The following is a 19,718-nucleotide window of genomic DNA, read 5'->3' as shown; positions in this document are numbered from 1 at the left end:
AAGCACAACTCTCTCCCTTTCAGGGGGAGATGCCGAAGGCAGAGGGGGTTTAGTGGCCCAGCAGCCTTTCAACAGAAAAAGCAAAAAGTATTAATAAATAACCTCTCCCTAACCCTCCCGAACAGTCGGGACAAGTACTCATTAAAAAAGAGAGGGAATTAGTCTGTGCTAAGCCATTCCCAAGTACAACTCTCTCCCTTTCAGGGGGAGATGCCGAAGGCAGAGGGGGTTTAGTGGCATAGCAGGTTTTCGACGGAGAAAACACCAAAATAACCATAGCAAAATCCTCTCCCTAACCCTCCCGAACAGTCGGGACAAGTACTCCTTGAAAAAGAGAGGGAATTAGTCGGTGCTAAGCCATTCCTAAATACCGCAACATTAACAATCAACCAAATCCCCCAACTAACCCTCAAAACTTTAAACAATTCAGCTATATCCCCAACAAAAAGGAAGTTTTTTCGTTATCTTCATTATCTAAAGTCTATTTAGCGTATGAACCAACAAATCTCCTCTAAAAACGCTCTCCAGCGCCCAACTGCCAAAGCTATAATCATTGGCACACTCGTATTAATCGCCATTGTTTCAGGTCACTTTTTACTAAAGAAAGACAGGAAGCAAGATCACAGTCAATTTGCCAAATACATTGACGCCTACACTTCTGGCATCATCTCCAAAAAAAGCTACATCAGGGTACATTTGGCCAATTCAGTTACCAACACTACCGATTTAGGCGAGACCAAAAAAGAGCTCTTCCACTTCTCTCCTAGCATTAAAGGAAAAACTTACTGGATAGATGCCCAAACCTTGGAATTTCGACCAGACGAAAACTTAGAGCCAGATCAAAAATACGAGGCAACCTTAAACTTGGCTAAAATCCTTCCCGTGGAAGACCAGCTGGAAGAGTTTGAATTTGATTTTAAGGTAATTAAACCAGGTTTAGCGTTCAAACAAAATGGCTTGGTATCGCAAAACAACACCTCCTTAAGCTTGATGAAGCTCACAGGAGAAGTTGCAACTGCTGATGTGGAGGAAACACAAAAGATAGAACAAACATTGCAAGTAAGCTCTCCTCAAAAGCTGCGCATCAAATGGAGCCATAACCCTCAAAAACAAACCTCCGCTTTCACCATCGATAGCATCCAAAAAACCAATTCGTCACTAACCTTAAAATGGAGCGGCGAGGCCATAGATGCAGATGACAACAAGGGCGAAGTCACTTTAGCAATTCCGGCACCCGACGTATTCAAAGTGCTGGACATGAAAGCAGTACAAGAGGAAGAAAATTACGTGCTGATCCAGTGCTCGCAACCAGTAAGCGTAACACAGGACTTAGTGGGCTTAATCACCGTTGGTCAACTCGGCGACCTGCGTTTTACCATCGATGGCAGCCAAATTAAGGTATATGCGCCTGATGCACTTGAAGGAAACTATAACGTCACAGTAAGCAATGCCATCACCAACATTGAGGGCAAGAGCTTGGAAGCCGCTAAATCGGCCAACCTTGTTTTCGAAGATAAGAAACCCGCCGTAACCATCGCGGGTACCGGAACCATCCTACCAAATTCGGGTAAATTAGTTTTACCTTTTGAGGCGGTCAACCTGAAGGCGGTGGACGTAACTATCATTAAAATTTATCAAGATAACATCCCGCAGTTTTTCCAAGTCAACAACTATAAAGATGGCAATGAACTACGACGGGTAGCGAAACCTATCTTACAAAAAACCATCAGCTTAAGTGAAGATAAATCCTTGGATCTCCACAAGAAAAACCGTTTCACACTCGATTTAGATCAATTGATTAAAACCGAACCGGGTGCCATATATCGCGTGAGCATCATGTTCAAACAATCGTACAGCTTATTTAATTGCACCGCTCGCAGTACCAACGAAGAGGTAAATGATGCCGATGAAGAAGAAGATGGCGATCGTTACGATTATGGAGAAAAACTGGATGAGGACGATGATTTTTGGAACAACTACCAAAATTACTACCCACGAAATTACAGTTGGAACGATAAGGATGATCCTTGTACGCCATCCTACTATACCAGCGAGAGATGGGCACACCGCAACTTACTATCATCAAATATCGGCTTAATTGCCAAACGAGGAAATGACGAAAGCATGCTCGTAGTCGCTACCGATCTGTTGTCTGCAAAACCTTTAAGTGGTGTAAGCATCGAGCTGTTAGACTATCAAAAACAGGTGTTAACTACCGTAAAAACGGATGGTGATGGCATGGCCAGTTTCAGCCTAAAAAGGAAACCATTTTTATTGGTGGCGAAGAATGGCAATGAGCGTGGCTATTTGAAACTAGATGATGGTAACTCGCTGCCTTTATCAAGGTTCGACGTAGGTGGCGATATCGTTCAAAATGGCATTAAAGCGTTCATTTATGGGGAGCGTGGCGTATGGCGACCGGGCGATAGCGTTTATCTTTCCTTTATTTTGGAAGACAAGCTGAACAAGTTGCCGCCCAATTATCCAGTGGTGTTTGAATTGTACAATCCAAAAGGACAGTTAATCAAAAAACAAACCGATAACAATCCGCTTAATGGATTCTACACCTTTAAAACCGCCACCGAAAGCACTGCTCCTACTGGAACTTGGCAGGCTAAATTTAAAGCTGGAGGAGCTACGTTCACCAAAAGCTTAAAGATAGAAACCGTAACCCCTAATCGCATCAAAATCAATTTCGATTTGGGAGGAAAAAAATACTTGGGAAATGGCCGAGTGTCAACAGCAACCCTATCGGCAAAATGGCTGTTTGGTACGCCTGCACAAAACCTGAAAGCTAAGGTAGACATTAACCTAAGTAAGGGAGAAACCTCCTTCCCTAACTTTAAAGATTATGTATTCGACAATCCTATCGTACAGTTCGACAATCAGTTGAAAACCGTATTTGAAGGCACGCTTAATGATGCAGGTGTGGCAGTAGTGAATACAAATTTGAACGATAACATGTCAGCTCCGGGCATATTAAGAGCCAATATCACCACTAAAGTTTTTGAACCCGGCGGTAATTTCAGTATTGATAATTTCAGTATCCCTTATCACGTTTACGACAACTATTTCGGTATCAAAGCGCCGCAGGGCGATAAGTTGACGGGCATGTTGGTAACGGGTAAAAATCATCAAATTGATATTGTAAATGTAAATAGAGATGGTATCTTACTAAATGCGAACAAAACCGTAACCGTAGCTTTATACAAAGTACAATGGCGTTGGTGGTGGGAACAAAATAATCAGGAAAACTATGCCAATTTCACGCAGAATGAGTATAACAAACTCATCAGGGCAACGCAGGTGCAAATGGTTAATGGTAAGGCCAAATGGGATTTACGCCTAGATGAGCCTGAATGGGGAAGATATTTAATTGTGGTGGGTAATGCGAGCGGCGGTGGCCATTTTGCAGCTAAGGAAGTATACATCGATTGGCCGGGATGGGCGCAACGTGAGCAAGGGAACAATCCTACCGAAGCGGCCATGCTATCCTTCACGTCCAATAAAACCAAATACAACGTAGGCGAAGAAGTAACGTTAACCATCCCAACTCCTGAAAACGGCAGGGCATTCATCTCCATTGAAAATGGAAGTCGGGTAATTAAAACATTTTGGGCTGATACCAAGAAAGGACAAACCCAAGTTAGTTTCAAAGCGGAAAAAGAAATGACACCAAACGTTTTCGCAAACGTGACCTTGTTGCAACCGCATAGTCAAACGGTAAACGACATGCCAATACGCATGTACGGCGCTATTCCTCTGAGCATCGAGAATCCAGAAACGATCTTGAAACCTCAAATTGCAATCGCCAAAGAACTTAAGCCAGAAGTGGAAAGCAGTTTAGCCATTAGCGAAGCAAACGGAAAAGCCATGACTTATACCATTGCCATTGTAGATGAAGGCTTGCTTGACCTTACCCGATTTAAAACACCAGATCCTCACGCTACTTTTTATGCCAGAGAAGGGTTAGGCGTTAAAACTTGGGACTTGTTTGACCAGGTACTCGGTGCTTGGGGCGGCAACTTAGAACGTATCTTAAGCATAGGTGGCGATGGTGCCGTAAATAAAAACATCAATCCGGCCAAAGCCAACAGGTTTAAGCCTGTAGTAAAATTCATGGGGCCATTTCAGTTAGCCAAAGGCGAAAAGAAAACACACCATTTTAAATTGCCGCAGTACATTGGAGCGGTAAAAGTAATGGTAGTGGCTGGCGCCGATGGTGCTTATGGCAATGCCGAGCAATCGGTTGAGGTGAAAAAGCCAATCATGCTTTTAGCTTCCGTACCTAGGGTAATTGGCCCAGGTGAAACCTTCACCTTACCTGTAAATGTATTTGCAACAAACAACAACCTACGTAATGTTAGCGTAACCCTGCAAACCAGTAACTTGCAAATCAACTCGGGCAATAAGCAAAACTTAACCTTTGCCAAGGCAGGCGATCAACTTACCTATTTTAACGTCACTGCACCAAATAATACGGGCATCGCCAAAATTAAAATTATCGCACAAAGTGGATCAGAAAGAACTATCTCCGATGTGGAATTGGACATCAGAAATCCAAATCCAATAGTAACCAATGTAATTTCAGGAGTGGTACAGCCTAACCAAACATGGAGCACCAAATACGCTGCTATTGGAACTTCTGGCACTAACATCGGTAGCTTGGAGGTATCGTCTATCCCTCCTATTAATTTGGAAAAACGAATGGGCTACTTGATTCAATATCCTCACGGTTGTGTAGAGCAAACCACGTCTAGCGTATTTCCTCAATTGCATTTGAATAAGTTGGCTGATTTAAGCGAGCAGAAAAAGGCGCAAATAGAACGCAATATCAAAGCGGGCATCAATAAGCTGAAAGGTTTCCAAACTACTGATGGCGGCTTAGCCTATTGGCCAGGTAACGCAGAGGCTGATGAATGGGGAACAAATTACGCCGGGCATTTCTTGGTAGAAGCGCAGGATGCCGGATACGCACTTCCGGTGGGTTTATTCGATGGCTTAACACGCTACCTTAAAAACAAGGCCAACAACTGGACACCAAATTCCAATAATTTCTATGGTGGAGATTTAAGTCAGGCCTACCGATTATACGTGCTGGCTTTAGCTAAAAAACCGGAAATGGCCGCCATGAACAGGCTGAGAGCTTTCCAATACTTAAGCGAGGCTGCTAAGTGGCGCTTGGCGGCGGCGTATCAATTGGCAGGTCAAAGCGGCGCCGCCAATGGCTTGGTTAAAGGTTTGAACACAGAGATTACGCCTTACCAACAACTTGGCGGTACCTACGGTTCTGATTTAAGAGATCAGGCAATGATCATGGAAACGCTAACCTTGATGGGACAAAAAAGCAGGGCGGCGCAACTTCTCACTAAGGTAGCGGCTAAACTAGGCGAAGATCAATGGTACAGCACCCAAACTACAGCCTACAGCCTACTGGCAATTGCTAAGTTCTGCGGTACGCAAAAAGCTGGCCGACAATTGAACTTCCAATACCTACTTGATGGCAAAAAAGCGGGAGTAAACAATAACCAATTCTATAGCACTACGCCTATCAGTTTTAAAGGTAACACCGCCAGCGTAACCAACAAAAGTGGCGGTGTACTATTCGTCCGACTGATTGTTCAAGGGCGCCCAGCTACCGGACAGAATAATTTCTTGCCTAACCACCCAGAGTTGTTAGATATGCAGGTAAGTTACAAAAACATGAAAGGTCAGTCATTGGATCCTACCCGTTTAAAACAAGGACAAGATTTTTATGCTGAAGTGACTGTAAAAAACACTGGCAATAAAGGTTTGTATGAGCAAATGGCACTCACGCAAATCTTCCCTTCAGGTTGGGAAATCATCAATACCAGATTGAATGACAATGAAGGTGCTTTTGCAGCATCAACCTTTGACTACCAAGATATTAGGGACGACAGGGTATTTACTTACTTCAACTTACGTGAAAACGAAACCAAAACCTATAGGATATTGCTAAACGCGGCGTATTTAGGAAGATTTTACCTATCCAATGTACAATGCGAGGCCATGTATGACAATAACATAGCTGCTGCCAAAGCAGGTTATTGGGTAGAAGTAGTCAAATAATAAAATAGTGGAAATGGAAGATAATTAAGGTAATAAAACAGATACGGGTTATGAGTTTTGGGTTGTAAATCACATCACTCATAACCCTAACTACTAACCCCTAATACCTAGCAACTAATCCCTAACAACTAATACCTAATTCCTAAAAACTAATCCCTAACTCCTAAACCCTAGGCCAAACATTAGTGAGCACAAAGCGAATAAACCCTGCCGAGAACTTCAAAAAAGTAAATATTTTTTCCATATTTCATCCTCCTTTTATTGATATCAAAAGATTGGAGAAATTGTTACCGTTAAAATTGAACAATTAGTTGATTAGCAAGAATATCAGGCAATAGCAAGTAAGAGACAGCCATTGAATCCAGCTCGGACAAACCAACGAAATGAATAAGCAAATCAGAAAAATCATTTATACCGATGCCCTATTTTTAGTGGCATTGCTTTGTTTTTGGTTTTCCTTACCTCGGCCGCTATTCATCACCCCTACCTCTTACGTAATTGAAGCCAGCAATGGAGAATTATTAAGCGCAGCTATTGCTAGTGACGGACAGTGGAGATTCCCAGTGGCAGATAACGTTCCAGAGAAGTTTGAAAAGTGCATCCTAACTTTTGAAGACAAGCGTTTTTATCAGCACTTTGGTGTGGATATTTTGGCCTTAGGACGAGCAATTAAGGCTAATTTGCAGGCAAAAACGGTAACCAGTGGCGCAAGTACCTTGAGTATGCAAGTGATTAGGCTTTCTCGCAAAAAGAACCGGAATATCTTTCAAAAAGCTATCGAAATGTTACTGGCAATGCGTTTAGAAGTTGCTTATTCCAAGAAGGAAATATTAGAACTATATGCCGCCAACGCTCCATTTGGTAGTAATGTGGTGGGTTTGGAAGCTGCCAGCTGGCGTTATTACGGCCGACCTGCAAACAATCTTTCGTGGGGAGAAATGGCCACTTTAGCCGTACTACCCAACAGTCCTTCTTTGGTACATCCGGGCAAAAATGCGGTAAAACTCATCATCAAACGTAATAACTTGCTGGATAAATTGGTGTCGGCCAACATCATTGATCGGCCTACAGCACAGCTAGCTAAAGCCGAGCCCATTCCAACTACGCCTATGGCACTGCCACAAAACGCACCACATTTGCTGAATAGATTTAAAGCTGAAGCGAAACAGCTGGATGTGGCTAGTACTAGGATTACTTCAACCATTGATGGGCATTTGCAAAAAGAACTGAACGGCATGATCAGTCAATACCACCAAAAATTTGCAGCCAACGGCATCAATAACTTAGCTGCATTGGTACTCAACGTAAAAGATGGTAGCGTAGCAGCTTACATCGGTAATTGTTACCTGCCCCAACAACGTGAAATGGAAAGTCACGTAGATATGATCAGTGCCAGAAGAAGTCCGGGAAGTACCTTAAAGCCTTTGCTTTACGCCAGCATGCTGAACGATGGTTTCATTTTACCACAAACACTCATTCCAGATGTGCCCACTCAAATTGGTGGTTATACGCCAATGAACTTCGATTTGGGTTATGATGGCGCTATCCCAGCCGACAGAGCGTTAAGCAGATCGCTTAATATACCAGCGGTAAAAATGCTGCAGCAATACAAGTACGAACGCTTTTATGACAAGCTTAAGAAATTCCACTTCTCTACCTTAAACCAACCTGCTGATCATTATGGCCTTTCGCTAATTCTTGGTGGAAGCGAAGTAACCATGTGGGATTTATGCAATGCGTATTTAGGAATGGCCCGCACTTTAAATCATTACAACAACTACCAAGGGAAATACAACAGCGCCGATTACGCCCCTGCCTATTACGTAAAAGATAAGAAGCAAGATAAGGAAATCATTGAACCTACTTCGTTAATAGATCACGGATCAATTTGGGCTACATTTAATGCGATGGAAGAAGTAATGCGCCCCGGTGATGAAGGACTTTGGCAACAATTTTCGTCGTCGCAACGCATAGCTTGGAAAACGGGCACCAGTTTTGGCTTCCGCGATGCATGGTCGGTTGGCTTAACACCAAACTTTGTGGTTTGCTTATGGGTAGGTAATGCTGATGGTGAAGGCCGACCGGGATTAACAGGAATAGAAGCAGCAGCGCCCTTAATGTTTGATATTTTTAGGTTGCTACCTACTTCAAAATGGTTTGCCATGCCTAAAAGTAAACTAAAACAAATGTTGGTTTGCAAGCAAAGTGGTTATAAAGCCTCGGCTGTTTGTACCGATAAAATAACACAATGGGTATCACCTATGGGCGAAAAAACTTCCCTTTGTCCCTACCATAAAATGATTCATTTAGATGCAACTGAACAATATCAGGTGAGCAACCAATGTTACAGCGTAGCTCAAATGAAGCATCAAAGTTGGTTCGTATTGCCGCCAACCATCGAATACTACTACCAAACCAAAAATGCAAGCTACAGACCGGTCCCTCCTTTTATGTCCGGCTGCGATAACAGCACAACACAAGTGATGGAGATGATTTATCCGAAGCCCAATGCCGCTGTATATATTCCATTAGAGATTGATGGAAACCGAGGAAAAGTGATTTTCAATGCTGCCCATCGCAATCACGGCGCTACCATTCACTGGCATATTGATGAAACCTATGTCGGTTCAAGTAAAGGCTATCATCAAATGGCTTTAAGTCCACAACCCGGTAAGCATGTGCTCACGCTGATTGACCAAAACGGCGAAAGACTAGTTCAGTCGTTTACTGTGCTAGATAAAGATAACGAAAGATAATTCTTGGTGAAATTGGTTAACTGTTTAATCGGTTAATCGGTTGGGTTAATTGTTTAAACTGTTCGACTAACACCTAATACCTTACCACTAACCACTAATACCTAACACCTAACCCCTAATTCTTCTTCACATACTTCCGCTCTGCGGTACCCATTGCAATAAAAAATTGCGCTAGCATATAGGTCGACATGATTAGAATATCACCAATTTCCAGTGGCTCTACAAACTTATTATATGCTAATATGGAATCAGAGATGATAAATAAAACAGCGCCAGTTAAAATCCACGAAAAGCTCTTGAAATTAGTTTTACCATACCTCAGTGCAGCAGTAATTCCCATCAAAGCAATAGTGATAGAATAGAACAAAACCGGTAGGCTCAACTCGCCTAAATACGGACTAAGTATAAAATAATAAGAAAAGCAATAGAAGCCAAAAACCATAAAAATTGGCAATATATAACGGCGATGGACTTCAATTTTATTGGTACTATCTAAGTAAAAAGCAGCAATATAAAAGATATGTGCGATTAAAAAAGCTCCCAACCCCAGCATGAAAAAAACATTATCGTTTGAAGTAAACATTAATGCTATATCTCCAATCAAAGAAAAAAGCAAACCGATAATTACTTTGTTCGTAAACCTGCTTGAACGTTTAATGATGAAGTAAAGAAACAACATCAAAGAAATGGTAATTAGCGGTTTCGTGATCATCCTAACGCTAATAAAATCATTCGTGGTGGCGATTAGATCCGCAAAAAATATAATAGCAAATGCAAAACTGAATTGTGGATATTTATTAAACATTTCTATAGCTAGCTTTGATGAAAAAGAAATAAACAAGCATGCCTACGTGTAGGACCAATGCAATTCCCAAATACATCGCATTTAAACTTTGATGGTATAAGGTGTAGATAGTGGCAAACCCTAGCAAAAACCTTAGTATCTCCGCTCCTACAAACCAACGCTTTTTTTCCAGCAATGCGCCACAGGTAAGCAAACTCGAAATAACTAACGTAGCAATCAAAATAGCGGCATTCAACTGTAGCTTATCGAAATAGAAAAGCTGGTAAGATCCCAAACCTAAGGCCAGCAAAAACAAAAGTATGGCATAACCCATTGCTACAAGATTACTTTCGGTATGAAACTTCTTATAATTTAGCGCATCTATTTCCGGAGCAGCCTGAAAACCTCCCAATTGCTCTGGAAACCACCCCGGAGGTTTAACAAATACTTTGATCTTATCGTGAAAGCGCTCAGACTTTTTAGCAGTTTCAATCAAATCTTTCCAGTAATGCAAGTTGGCCCAAACTGGATTCCAACTCGCCAAAGGCTTGGTGATTCCGTAATATACTTCTTCTTCTTCCTTCTGGAAAGTACCAAAAAGTCGGTCCCAAATGATTAGCGTACCTGCATGATTTTTATCAATATATTTAGGATTTGAACCATGATGTACCCGATGATGCGAAGGCGTGTTGAGGATATACTCCAAAAAACCCATGCTTTTTATGGTACGCGTATGAATCCAAAATTGGTAAAGCGTATTGAAAGAGCTCAGCGTTAAAAACATAATTGGGTCAAACCCGATGAGCGCCAAAGGCAAATAAAAAACCCACGAAAACCAACCTTGAATCCACGACTGTCGCAACGCTACAGTTAAATTATATTCTTCGGATTGATGATGAACGATGTGAGCTGCCCAAAGTGCATTAATCTGGTGGCTCATTCGATGAAACCAGTAATAAAAGAAATCCACACCGATAAAAAGAATAATCCAAGTCCAAATCGTATTGGGGATTTCAAAAAGTCGCCAATGCTCAAAAATGTACATGTAACCAACAAAAAGCACAGATTTCATGAAAAGCCCCACCAATTGAGAACCTATACCCTGACTCAAATTAGCAATGGAATCATTTAATCGATAATAATTGAGTTTTTTATAAAAGGTATATGCAAGTTCTATCCCTATTAAAATAAAAAAGATAGGCACCGACAGGGCAATATAATTGGTTTTCATACTCTAATTTATAACTAAATTAAAGATTTCAAACGCAATAAATAGGAAATTATAACCTGAAATTAAAAGTTTATGGTAAAGGAAATAAAGTTCCTACCGAACAACTTCCAACAGAACATTTACTTAGTTAATAGTTTTAACAATTTTATTGCTGGCGCACTGTTAATGTAATCCGAAACATCGGGATGTGTACAGTTCTCAAAGTCATTGATCGTATTCAACGAAATCTCTTTAAAATCCATACTCCATCCGCCAAAATGCCTAGATTCAACATTTCCGGTAGTAACTAATTTGGTAGCCACCATTCTAGAATCCTGTATAATTGAAGAGTAAACATCTTTTACGTCCGCTTCATTACCCTCCAACACTTGAATAAATGTTCCCTCACAGTAAATCAACTTCCCAGTAATATTCAGTTTCTCATTACGGGCCCTTGCTTGCTCTAACAGCTCCTCAAAATCTTTCTGCTTAAATTTAAAGCTCTCTATCCCGTAATACAACAAATAAAACACCATAAACCCCAATACATTTAAAGCCGCAAGTTACTGCAATTATTTGATTAAATAACGCTACTTTAAACAATATTGTTGTATTACGTAACTCTTATGACATTAATAGACTTTACCCAAACATTTCTATTGCAACACTTACAAACGTGATTTTTTGTTGGCGCTATTAACTCAGTATTCCCGCAAAAGTTACAAGAATAGTAATCATTGTATTTAATCTCTTGTTTTTTGTTACCGAATAAGGCTGGTAAAACTGGCAATCCATACTTTACCTCATCATCTGGATAATAAAATAGACTTATACTACCAGAAGTTTCTAAGATTGCAAGTTTAACCTGCCCTAAATGAGAAACTCCCTTTAATCTCAACTCAGCAAAAAACTCATCCTGTGCTAGAGATTCTTTTTTAAAACTGTCGAGTGTAAATTTACCATGCTCAATAAGGCAGGTACAAGCACCTTCTAATAATATCTCTATTTTTTTGTTAGTGCTAACTAAGTGTGAGGTAAATTTGTAGGCCAATACCACCACTGTAAAAACAATAATCGCGTTCAAAACGCCCACTTCCTTATAAAACATTGGATCACCAGCTGCTGAACCCAACCCTATAATTACTACCAGCTCAAATACAGAAAGTTGCTTTACTCCTCGTTTACCTAAAACACGTAAGCCAATTAGTATAACGGCATACATAATGAAGGTTCGTAGAATAATTTCGGGGATGAAAATCCACCCTTCGCCACCAAGTAAGAACTGCTTTATGTCATCGTTCATAGCACGCTTCGTTTTTGGTATAAACGCAGAAGCTAAAGATTTGTTTAAACCCGAATGCGATAGCTAAGTAGTATTTACGAGCTCTATGATAAAAGAAGTCTCTTAAAGCTGCTTTATTGAGATAAATATCGTTTTAATAAGGTTTTGGTAGTGCGTTTTTTCCAAGCAGTGATGAGTAGTTCTTCTAAGATTATTGGTTCCACCAAATCCAAATTAACCAACATGTACTTGTAGTTTTGATAATGAGGTGTGATGAAGAAAGTATCGGGAGAGATATTTATCCATTTTTCCCGCTCTTCAGTATAAATCACCAAATTTTCTTCGTCTTCTTTTAACCTAGCGAAAATATTCTTACCAGCGTAAAAAGCGGGAGTATCAAAACATATTTTCTCGAGGGTATCAGGTAGCTTAGCAACTACATTTCTGATAAAATTTAAAGCTAATATGGTTTTCTCCTGCATTAAACTATCCCCTTGCTGCTAGCTTGATCATGCGGTGCGCTAAATCTTTACCTAAATATCTGTCGATGATGGTATGCACTACGTACAAAATTGGCGTCATCAGCAATGCTACAATAAACTTGTACGTATAACCTACCAAACCAATGGCAGCAACCATTTGCCAACTCCAATGATAAGCTGGATTAAGGTAAAACGCTATGAAGATTACAACGAAACTGTCTATCAACTGCGAAACCAAAGTGGAACCAGTAGCTCGTAACCAAAGTGCCTTCTCACCGGTAAATTTCTTGATTTTATGGAATATCAACACATCAACCATTTGACCAATAAGAAACGCTGTAATTGAACCAACAATAATCCACATACCTTGACCGAAAATAGCGTTAAAGGCCCTCGGCATATTCAATTGCTGACCATCAACTTCTTGTGTCAACCAAAAATCTGAAGGCTGCAGTTTAATAGCCATCCATAAAACTAAAAAAGCAAATGCAATTAAAATTGCAGTTAACACAGATAGAAAACGGACCTGTTTAACTCCAAAATATTCGTTAATAATATCCGTCATGATAAAGACAATAGGCCAGGTAAGTACACCTGCAGACATATTCATGGAGTTATGCGGAACTCCAAATAAAGTAATATCAAACTTCTTAATGCCCAACACGCCCTCTACAGAAAATATCTTTACGCCAATAAACTCTGATATCAACGTGTTGGCAACAAAAAATGCACCCAATATCAATAACAATCTGCTCTCTTTGGTCTTAAATGTCATAGCCAACTAAAATAGCAAAAAATAATTATCGACAAGTGACTTATCGATTTTTATTACACCATCTATTTCATCCACTTTATATCGACATATTTAACTAATGCAATACGATAAATTGTTATTTTCGTAGCAAATGATCATTAACTCTAAATTACCAACGGTTGGTACAACCATATTTTCAGTAATGTCCAAAATGGCTGAAGATCATCAGGCAATCAACCTTTCACAAGGATTTCCGGACTATCCTGTCGACAAAAAGTTAATTGCTGACATTCAGCAGTCTATGAAAGACGGCTTTAATCAGTACGCACCAATGCCAGGGTTATTGTCACTGAGAGAGTTAATAGCGGATAAAATGGAGCGTTTTTATCAAGCCTCCTACAATCCAGATACCGAAATTACCATCACCGCTGGTGGTACACAAGCAATTTTTACGGCCATCAACACCTTTATAAATGCTGGAGATGAGGTTATTATATTTGAGCCTGCTTACGATTGCTATGCACCTGCAATCAAATTATTAGGTGGTTTAGTGAAGCCCTTCGAGCTTCAAGCACCGGATTATAAAATCGACTGGGAAATGGTGAAAAAACTGTTCACAGCGAACACTAAAATGATCATCATCAACTCGCCCCACAATCCAAGCGGAAGTATATTGCAGAGAGAAGATATTGAAGCTTTAATCAAACTTACTAAGGATACGGACATTCTAATTTTGAGTGATGAAGTTTATGAACACATCATTTTTGACGGTGAAAAGCACCAAAGTGTGGCGCTTTATCCGGAGTTAGCTGAACGAAGTTTCATCATCGCCTCTTTTGGAAAATTACTGCATGCTACTGGTTGGAAGGTTGGTTACTGTCTAGCACCGGCTAAACTCATGGCTGAATTTAGGAAAGTACACCAATTTAATGTTTTCAGCGTTAATACACCTATGCAAGCAGGAATCGCTAATTATTTAAAATCTGCCGATGTTTATCAAGAACTGCCCTTATTTTTTCAAAAGAAAAGGGATTTGTTGCGACAGTTACTTCAACAAACAAAACTTGAGCTACTACCTTGTAAAGGGTCTTATTTTCAATGCGTAAGCTATAGCAAAATCAGTGATGAGAAAGACGTAGACTTTGCGAAAAGACTCGTTACGGAGTTTGGAGTAGCTACCATTCCCCTATCTGCCTTTTATACCAAAGGAAAAGATGATCAAATTTTACGCCTATGCTTTGCTAAAGAAGATGCTACCTTAGAAAAAGCAGTAAAAAAATTAATAACTTTAAGTTGATAAAAATTCGCTCATGGAACCACATTACCTTCACATTCAAAACCTGAAAATCACCGTATTTCAGGCCTATCTATTTTGGGAAAACATTGAGAAGAATTTACAGAATATAACCTTGCGCCTTTCAGGTGGCGTTAGGGAAAAAACGGATTTAATTGTACTGCCCGAAATGTTCAATACAGGTTTTTCCATGCGTACGGAATTAGCGGAAGAAATGGACGGAAAAACGATGCAATGGATCAAGAAAACTGCCGTTAATTTCGATTGTGTTGTTACTGGTAGTTTGATGATTAAGGAAAATGGACATTGCTACAATAGAATGGTTTGGGTAAAACCCGATGGCACGTATGAGTATTACGACAAACATCACTTATTTGGTTTAGGTGAAGAAGACAAATATTTCTCAGCAGGAAAAGAGCCTGTTACGGTAGAGTTAAAAGGTTGGAAAATAAGGCTGGCAATTTGCTACGACTTAAGATTTCCTGTGTGGCTACGCAATAAAAAAGGTGCTTACGACATCCTTTTACTTGTAGCTAGCTGGCCAGACAGACGTTCGTCGCATTGGCGTACACTTATCCACGCTAGAGCGATCGAAAATCAAAGCTACGTGATTGGCGTAAACAGAGTTGGGCATGATGGCAATCAAATTTATCACAGCGGTCATTCGATGTGTATTGATCCGCTAGGCAATACGGTGTATTACAAACCCGAAGATGAAGATCTTTACACGTTTAGCATCAACTACGCGGAACTGGAAAAAGTAAGAAGACAATTCCCGTTTTTGAAAGATGCTGATGACTTTGAAGTTAATTGATCAGCAATGTATAACCGTAGGAAATTTATTCGCGATACCGCCTTATCTGGTGCACTAATGGCAATCAGTAAAAATACCTTAGCTGCAAGCAACAATGTTAACCAACCCATTGTAATTTCTACCTGGGATTTCGGTGTTGCCGCCAATGCTGACGCCTGGAAGATATTATCGAATAATGGTAAAGCCCTAGACGCAGTTGAAGCTGGCGTAAAAGTACCAGAAGCGGATATCAAAAATCAGTCGGTGGGCTACGGCGGACTACCCGACAGAGATGGCATTGTAACGCTTGATGCTTGTATCATGGATCATTTGGGCAATTGTGGTGCTGTACTTGCTTTAGAGCAAATCAAGCATCCTATAGCCGTAGCACGTTTGGTGATGGAAAAAACTCCTCACGTAATGCTTGCTGGAGATGGTGCACTGCAGTTTGCTTTGGAACAGGGTTTTAAAAGAGAAAATCTACTCACCGAAAGCAGTCAAAAAGCTTGGAAAGAATGGCTAAAAACGTCGAAGTATGAACCCATAAGCAACATTGAAAACAAACTTTACGATAAGGCTGCACCCGAAAAACTCCCGGGTAATCAGTACAATCATGATACTATTGGAATGTTAGCTTTAGATAAAGCTGGCAACTTATCCGGAGCTTGTACTACTAGTGGAATGGCCTATAAGCTGCACGGGCGTATTGGTGATAGCCCTATTATTGGCGCAGGACTTTACGTTGATAATGAAGTTGGTGCAGCTACAGCAACTGGCGTTGGCGAGGAAGTAGTGCGTAACGTTGGCTCATTTTTAGTTGTAGAACTAATGCGACAAGGTTATTCTCCAGAAGCGGCTTGCAAAGAAGCAGTAATGCGCATCATTAAAAAGAAGAAAGAAAGCACGAAGAATTTGCAGGTAGGTTTCTTAGCGCTCAACAAAAAGGGCGAATATGGTGCTTATGCCATACAACAAGGTTTTACTTATGCTGTTTGCGATACTAACAAGCAAGACTTAGTGATCAAAGGTAAAAGCTACTACTAATGTATCAACTGGAAATCTGTGCTAATTCAGTAACCTCTGCAATTGTAGCGGAGCAAGCCGGTGCACATCGCATTGAGCTCTGCACCAATCTTTCCGAAGGTGGTACGACTCCAAGTTACGGACAAATTAAATGGTGCGTTGATAATTTAACAATTCCTGTTTGGCCATTAATCCGTCCGAGAGGTGGAGATTTTCTATATACTGACGCTGAATTTGAAGTCATATTAAATGATATAACCTTTTGTAAAGAAGCTGGTTGTGATGGTATAGTTACTGGTATACTTCTAGCTAATGGAGGTATCGACAAAGAACGCTGTGCCAAGCTAATTGCTGCAGCCCAACCAATGCCGGTAGCATTCCATAGAGCTTTTGACATGACAAATGATTTAACCAAATCTTTAGAGGATTTAATTAGCTTGAGCTTTGTGAGAGTATTAACTTCTGGCGGTAAAGCAAGTGCTTACTCTGGAGCGAAGCAAATTGCTAGTCTGGTTGCGCAAGCAAAAAACAGAATCGAAATTATGCCCGGAGCTGGTGTAAATGCCGAAAACATTGCAGAAATAGCAGCAATCACCTACGCAAAGTGCTTCCATACTACGGCAAAAGCTCCAGCGAAAAGTGAAATGCAATTTAAAAATAACCACGGTAAAATGAGTGATCATACATTAGATGAATTTAATCACGAGCAAACAGATTCATTTAAAGTAAAACAACTGATTGAAATACTTAAAAAATTATAAATGAAAAACTTAAGTATAATTTTATTCACTACTTTTTTATTTACCGTTAGTAGCTTTCATTGCTTCAGTCAAAATACACCTTCAAGTTTTTTAAAAGGGAATTTTGTTGACGACTACGGAATTAAATATACCATCAATGATACGCTTTGGGTTCAGCATCCAAATATTAAATATCACATTATTAAATGGAATGTTGCTGAACAATACGTTATTGCTAAAAATGGAAGCGGTCATCGTTCGGATGAAAATAAGTATACCCGTATTGATTTTATGAAATTTGAAGGCATGCAGCCTTGGATATGGGGTTTTTGTTTAACTGCTTATCAAGCGAAAAACGAACAGGAAGCAGCGCAAACCGCGGCAGCTGACAGGAAAAATCCGAAGAAAGGCTGTAACGGTTTTCCGTTTTCAAGGATGAAGTTAGTTGATTAGCACTAGATTTCTTTTAGCTAGTAGCACAGGATGATGTAAAATAAACCGGATAGCAACGAAAATCTCCCGATTTCAATCGGGAATTGAAGTGTATAGCCGGACTTTCGATACCGAAAAGCTCCGGAAACTGCTTTTCTGATCCGAGAATTTACTATAATTAAATTTGCTTAAAAACGCTATCTTTGCAGCGAAGATGAAGAATATACGTAACTTCTGCATAATTGCACATATTGACCACGGTAAGAGCACTTTGGCCGACCGTTTACTAGAATATACCAATACCATTTCGCAGCGTGAAGCGCAAGCGCAATTATTGGACAACATGGATTTGGAGCGTGAGCGGGGCATTACTATTAAAAGTCATGCCATACAAATGAACTATAAATTGGATGGACAGGAGTATGTTTTCAACTTGATTGATACGCCGGGCCACGTGGATTTCTCCTATGAAGTTTCTCGTTCCATTGCTGCTTGTGAGGGCGCACTATTAATTGTAGATGCTTCGCAAGGCATTCAGGCTCAAACCATTTCCAACCTTTATTTGGCTTTAGAGCACGATTTGGAAATTATTCCAATTTTAAATAAAATGGACTTACCGGGTGCTATGCCAGAGGAAGTTAAAGATCAAATTATTGATTTAATTGGATGTAAGAGAGAAGATATTATCCCTGCTTCGGGTAAAACCGGAATGGGAATTCCCGATATTTTAGCGGCAATTGTTGAGCGTGTTCCAGCACCAGTTGGTGATCCGCAAGCACCTTTGCAAGCCTTAATTTTCGATAGCGTCTTTAACTCTTTTAGAGGAATCATTGCCTACTACAAAGTGGTAAACGGCGAGATAAAAAAAGGTGATAAAGTAAGGTTTATCAATACAGAAAGGCAGTATATTGCCGATGAAGTTGGTATCCTGAAATTGGATATGGCACCTCGTAGCGTGGTAAAAACTGGAGATGTAGGTTATATTATATCTGGAATTAAAGAAGCCCGTGAAGTAAAAGTAGGTGATACGATTACTACAGTGGAAAACGGCTCTAAAGAAGGCATACAAGGTTTTGAAGAAGTAAAACCAATGGTATTTGCTGGTATTTATCCTGTTGATACAGAAGATTACGAGGAACTTAGAGAGGCAATGCACAAGTTGCAGCTGAACGATGCTTCCATAGTTTTTGAACCTGAAAGTTCTGCGGCGCTTGGCTTCGGTTTCCGTTGCGGTTTCTTGGGAATGCTTCACATGGAGATTATCCAGGAACGTTTGGAGCGTGAGTTCGATATGACTGTAATCACTACGGTACCCAACGTGTCTTATAATGCGTATGGCACCAAAGGCGATTTAATTATCGTAAACAACCCTTCTGATTTACCCGATCCAAGTAAACTGGATTACGTAGAAGAACCTTTTATCAAGGCGAACATCATTACCAAAGCTGAATTTGTTGGTCCGGTGTTGAGCTTATGTATTCAAAAGCGTGGTATCATTGTTAATCAATCGTATTTAACTGCGGATAGAGTTGAATTGATTTTTGAAATGCCAATGGGCGAAATTGTATTTGATTTCTACGATAAGTTGAAAACGATTTCTAAAGGTTATGCTTCTTTCGACTACCATCCTATTGGTTATCGGAAGTCTGACTTGGTAAGATTGGATATGTTATTGAACGAAGAGCCTGTAGATGCGTTATCATCACTTATTCACCGTTCAAATGCTTACGATTTTGGCAAAAAGATTTGTGAAAAGCTGAAAGAGTTGTTGCCTCGCCAACAGTTTGAGATCAAAATACAAGCTTCAATCGGTGCTAAAGTTATTGCCCGCGAAACCATTAGTGCTTTACGTAAAGATGTAACCGCTAAATGTTATGGTGGTGATATTTCACGTAAGCGTAAATTATTAGAGAAGCAGAAAAAAGGTAAAAAACGTATGCGCCAAGTAGGTAACGTTGAAATACCTCAAAGTGCTTTCATGGCAGTTTTAAAATTAGATTAATTAGTATCAAGGGTTGAGTATCAAGTAGCAAGACAAATTGCCCTATCTAGATACTCGATACTTGCTACCAGATACT

14 protein-coding genes are annotated in these 19,718 nt (G+C 40.2%); 8 read left to right on the top strand and 6 right to left on the bottom strand.

Going from position 1 to position 19,718, the window contains the following annotated elements; genetic code table 11:
* Positions 1-492: 492 nt before the first annotated feature.
* Together ACY2A0_RS17410 and pbpC are read left to right on the top strand one after the other, a co-directional pair.
* On the top strand, positions 493-6,090 hold the full coding sequence (locus ACY2A0_RS17410) for an alpha-2-macroglobulin family protein (RefSeq protein WP_461790652.1): 5,598 nt from the start codon (positions 493-495) through the stop codon (positions 6,088-6,090).
* 383 nt (positions 6,091-6,473) lie between these two features.
* Positions 6,474-8,846, top strand: a complete 2,373-nt coding sequence (gene pbpC / locus ACY2A0_RS17405; protein ID WP_461790651.1) for a penicillin-binding protein 1C — start codon at positions 6,474-6,476, stop codon at positions 8,844-8,846.
* 115 nt (positions 8,847-8,961) lie between these two features.
* On the opposite strand, the gene ACY2A0_RS17400 is transcribed toward pbpC, so the two are convergent.
* The 6 genes from ACY2A0_RS17400 to ACY2A0_RS17375 form a co-directional block, all read right to left on the bottom strand.
* Positions 8,962-9,558: a lysoplasmalogenase gene (locus ACY2A0_RS17400; RefSeq protein ID WP_461791718.1), complete on the bottom strand. Its 597-nt coding sequence runs from the start codon at positions 9,556-9,558 to the stop codon at positions 8,962-8,964.
* An 85-nt stretch (positions 9,559-9,643) separates the two neighbouring features.
* A complete protein-coding gene (locus ACY2A0_RS17395) occupies positions 9,644-10,861 on the bottom strand; it encodes a sterol desaturase family protein (protein ID WP_461790649.1) in 1,218 nt (405 codons plus the stop codon).
* Between the two features lie 119 nt (positions 10,862-10,980).
* Complete coding sequence (locus ACY2A0_RS17390) at positions 10,981-11,376, bottom strand: BLUF domain-containing protein (RefSeq protein WP_461790648.1); 396 nt, start codon at positions 11,374-11,376, stop codon at positions 10,981-10,983.
* Between the two features lie 77 nt (positions 11,377-11,453).
* On the bottom strand, positions 11,454-12,143 hold the full coding sequence (locus ACY2A0_RS17385) for a DUF421 domain-containing protein (protein WP_461790647.1): 690 nt from the start codon (positions 12,141-12,143) through the stop codon (positions 11,454-11,456).
* A gap of 113 nt (positions 12,144-12,256) precedes the next feature.
* Positions 12,257-12,604: a hypothetical protein gene (locus ACY2A0_RS17380; protein ID WP_113634968.1), complete on the bottom strand. Its 348-nt coding sequence runs from the start codon at positions 12,602-12,604 to the stop codon at positions 12,257-12,259.
* Positions 12,605-12,608: 4 nt separating this feature from the next.
* Positions 12,609-13,379 carry a queuosine precursor transporter gene (locus tag ACY2A0_RS17375; RefSeq protein ID WP_461790646.1) on the bottom strand — a complete coding sequence of 257 codons (771 nt, stop codon included), beginning with the start codon at positions 13,377-13,379 and terminating at the stop codon, positions 12,609-12,611.
* Between the two features lie 130 nt (positions 13,380-13,509).
* On the opposite strand from ACY2A0_RS17375, the gene ACY2A0_RS17370 reads away from it, so the two are divergent.
* From ACY2A0_RS17370 to lepA, 6 genes are all read left to right on the top strand, one after another.
* Positions 13,510-14,655, top strand: coding sequence for a methionine aminotransferase (locus tag ACY2A0_RS17370; RefSeq protein WP_461790645.1), 1,146 nt, complete (start codon positions 13,510-13,512; stop codon positions 14,653-14,655).
* 13 nt (positions 14,656-14,668) lie between these two features.
* Positions 14,669-15,466 (top strand): nitrilase family protein, encoded by a 798-nt coding sequence (locus tag ACY2A0_RS17365; protein WP_461790644.1) that lies wholly within the window; start codon positions 14,669-14,671, stop codon positions 15,464-15,466.
* Positions 15,467-15,472: 6 nt separating this feature from the next.
* Complete coding sequence (locus ACY2A0_RS17360) at positions 15,473-16,489, top strand: N(4)-(beta-N-acetylglucosaminyl)-L-asparaginase (protein WP_461790643.1); 1,017 nt, start codon at positions 15,473-15,475, stop codon at positions 16,487-16,489.
* On the top strand, positions 16,489-17,229 hold the full coding sequence (locus tag ACY2A0_RS17355; protein ID WP_461790642.1) for a copper homeostasis protein CutC: 741 nt from the start codon (positions 16,489-16,491) through the stop codon (positions 17,227-17,229). Before ACY2A0_RS17360 ends, ACY2A0_RS17355 begins: the two co-directional genes overlap by 1 nt.
* Positions 17,230-17,661 (top strand): hypothetical protein, encoded by a 432-nt coding sequence (locus ACY2A0_RS17350; RefSeq protein ID WP_461790641.1) that lies wholly within the window; start codon positions 17,230-17,232, stop codon positions 17,659-17,661.
* A gap of 193 nt (positions 17,662-17,854) precedes the next feature.
* Positions 17,855-19,642 carry a translation elongation factor 4 gene (lepA, locus tag ACY2A0_RS17345; RefSeq protein WP_461790640.1) on the top strand — a complete coding sequence of 596 codons (1,788 nt, stop codon included), beginning with the start codon at positions 17,855-17,857 and terminating at the stop codon, positions 19,640-19,642.
* The last annotated feature ends 76 nt before the right edge of the window (positions 19,643-19,718 follow it).

It is taken from the genome of Pedobacter sp., assembly GCF_965249885.1.
Taxonomy (GTDB): domain Bacteria; phylum Bacteroidota; class Bacteroidia; order Sphingobacteriales; family Sphingobacteriaceae; genus Pedobacter.
The sequence above is the reverse complement of the archived record's forward strand: the minus strand, read 5'-3'. Positions and strand labels throughout refer to the sequence as shown.